This is a genomic window from Cellulophaga baltica (assembly GCF_900102165.1).
GTDB lineage: Bacteria > Bacteroidota > Bacteroidia > Flavobacteriales > Flavobacteriaceae > Cellulophaga > Cellulophaga baltica.
The window spans coordinates 1-2,650 of record NZ_FNBD01000043.1 but is presented as its reverse complement, the minus strand read 5'-3'; the positions used below and the strand labels follow the sequence as shown (position 1 = coordinate 2,650).

At 29.9% G+C, this 2,650-nt stretch carries 2 protein-coding genes; both read left to right on the top strand.

Annotated elements, in window-relative coordinates; all coding sequences use genetic code 11:
• Positions 1 to 176: 176 nt before the first annotated feature.
• Positions 177 to 683 carry a hypothetical protein gene (locus BLQ19_RS20750; protein WP_074539651.1) on the top strand — a complete coding sequence of 169 codons (507 nt, stop codon included), beginning with the start codon at positions 177 to 179 and terminating at the stop codon, positions 681 to 683.
• 233 nt (positions 684 to 916) lie between these two features.
• Positions 917 to 2,371, top strand: a complete 1,455-nt coding sequence (locus tag BLQ19_RS20745; protein WP_074539650.1) for a UvrB/UvrC motif-containing protein — start codon at positions 917 to 919, stop codon at positions 2,369 to 2,371.
• Positions 2,372 to 2,650 lie beyond the last annotated feature (279 nt).

The following is a 2,650-nucleotide window of genomic DNA, read 5'->3' as shown; positions in this document are numbered from 1 at the left end:
CGGAATTGAGAAGAAAGCACGTATTGCCAACAAAGTATATAAAAAATTGCTATTTTGTGCTTAACCAATGTTAGTTGCTTTGTTTGCTTGCATCCGATTTTCCTTCGGAAAATCCTCGCTCACAAACACGCAACTTTCCATATACATGAACGTTGGCAAACATTAACGAAACGTATATGAACAGAATAATTTTAATTATAATTTTTACTTTATTTTTTACGAATATCTATTCTCAAGATACTTATGTGAAATTACCATTTACGAAAAGCAATTGTCCAACATTCATTATTGATAAAGACATTATTGCGAATGAAAGTGCTATCGGAACAACAAAAGAATTGATTACTGAAATAAGTGTTCTGAAAGACAAACCAAATCGGAAAGAGCATAAATTCTTCAATCTGACTGATAACGGAATTATTTTTGTCAGTTTAAAGAAAGAAACTGCTTTTAAAACACAATCTGAATTGAATGAATTTTTCGGAATTGAAAAAAATAACGGAATCTATGTAAATGGATATTTAATAGAAAATTCTGATTACAAAATTGCGACTGAATGTATTATAGAAATTGAATTGGTGGAACCTGATACTGAAAACAAACTTGAGAATAAAGCAATAAACGTTTGGACTCTGACTAAAGAAAAAAGAATTAATGGTTGCGTAAGACAGAATGTGAATTAAAATAACGATTTACCAACAATGGCTATAGTTAATACGGGTTTTGGTGCTTAACCTAAAGTTTAGAGCTTTTAACCAAGTCCGCCAAATCTTTTGATTTGGCTTTAGAACAAAAAAAGATAAAACAAAATAAAAAGATTTGCTAAGTGCTTAATCCGAAATTAAATACTAATTTAATCCCGTACTAACCTTAGCCTAGCCGTTGGCAATAATTATAAAAACACTCTGGTATTTGTATGAAAATCAATAAAATTTTAGCAATAGCGATAAATGATTACGACGATACTGAGTTAAACAAAATCCAAAATTGCAAATTGGATTTAACCGCAATTATTGACGTTCTTTCTTCAAAATACACATTTGAGGATATTGAGTTTATTCATGAAAAAAAATCTACAACTAGAAAAGCCCTCTTTAATAAATTAAATACATATTTCATAAATAGTATTGAAAATGAAAATATACTATTGTTATATGCAGGGCATGGAGAATATAACCCCGAACTCGAAACTGCTTATTGGCAACCATCAGATTCTGACCCTCTAGATTCTTCAACTTGGCTTAGCGTTGCAGATATTCTAACTTTTATTAAAGCATCAAAGGCTTTTCATATTAGTGTGGTTTTTGACTCTTGTTTTTCAGGAGCAATTTTTGAAGAACCAAAAAGAGGTGGTGGAATTACTGCATTTGAATCAAGAAAATCTCGCCTGGGGCTAACTTCGGGTGGATTAGAAAAAGTAAGTGATGGTAAAACTGAAGAGCTTAGTCCTTTCGCCCCGATTTTAACAAAATTACTTAAGGAAAATAATTTAGAAGAATTGCCATTTAATATACTTGCAAATAATTTGATACTAGAGTTTAACAATAATAGAAATCAGACTCCTATGTCTGGAACACTAATTAATGTTGGACATGAAGGCGGGTCATTCATTTTTAAACTAAGAAAAGAAACAGAAATAATTAAAAATGAAAATGAATTTTTAAATGAAAAATTGAAAAACCTTTTTATTCCAATATCAAAAGAAGACATTCAAACAATTAAGAAAATTCAACCAATAAATACTCTTAAACACCAAGTAGTAAAAAAGCAAAAATATGATGAAGCTACTAAGTTAAGAGATGAAGAATTAAAACTTCAAAAGGAAATTTATGATAGGTGTTATGAATATATTGATTCTCTGCACAATTCTATCAAGTATTCCGAAGCAGAAATAATTATTTCAAAAAAATTGGACGAAGATTTAATACAATTTGAAGAATCTATTCAATCAAAAAACAAAGAGATTGAAAAAGTAAAAGATAGGCTTAATAAAGAAGCAATTGATAAAGGTGAAGAAATAACTCCTGAAAAGAAAGAAGAAATTAAAAGAATCGCTATTATTATGGCTAGTGGACCTTCCATATTTCGTTCAAAACCAGACAAATTAATGTTTGACCAAAAACGAGATGCTTTTCTTAAAGCGTACAATAATAATATATTAAAGGTGTATGAAGAGTTCTTACGTCTTAAAGCCAACTCAAAAAGTGATTTTTTAAAAGCAAAAGCGTCAAAACTAAAAGAGATTATAGTAAACTTATATAAGTATCAAATTGAACTTTTAATTAAGGGTTATACCAATGACTTTGATGAAATAATTAAATTAAGAGAACTTGATATTAGCTTACTTAATTGGATAGGTGACAAAGAATAACTAATGCCAACAAAAGTAACCGTTGCACAACTCCATAATTTATAAAATAATGGCCTTTATAACCGCCTTTTAAGGTGGTTTCATTTTTCAATTAGTCAAGTAATTGGTTATTTTTAAGGTGGTTAAATGTGAGTTTTTTAGAGCATATAAGGTCTTTTTTAGAAGAATGAACAAAGACCCCATACCTGCTCCACTTTTTACGTGTTTTTGAGTGAATTTCAGGTACTCCTGCCTGCCGGCAGGCAGGTTTTCAGATTATAGGCTATTGCTGATAGGTGC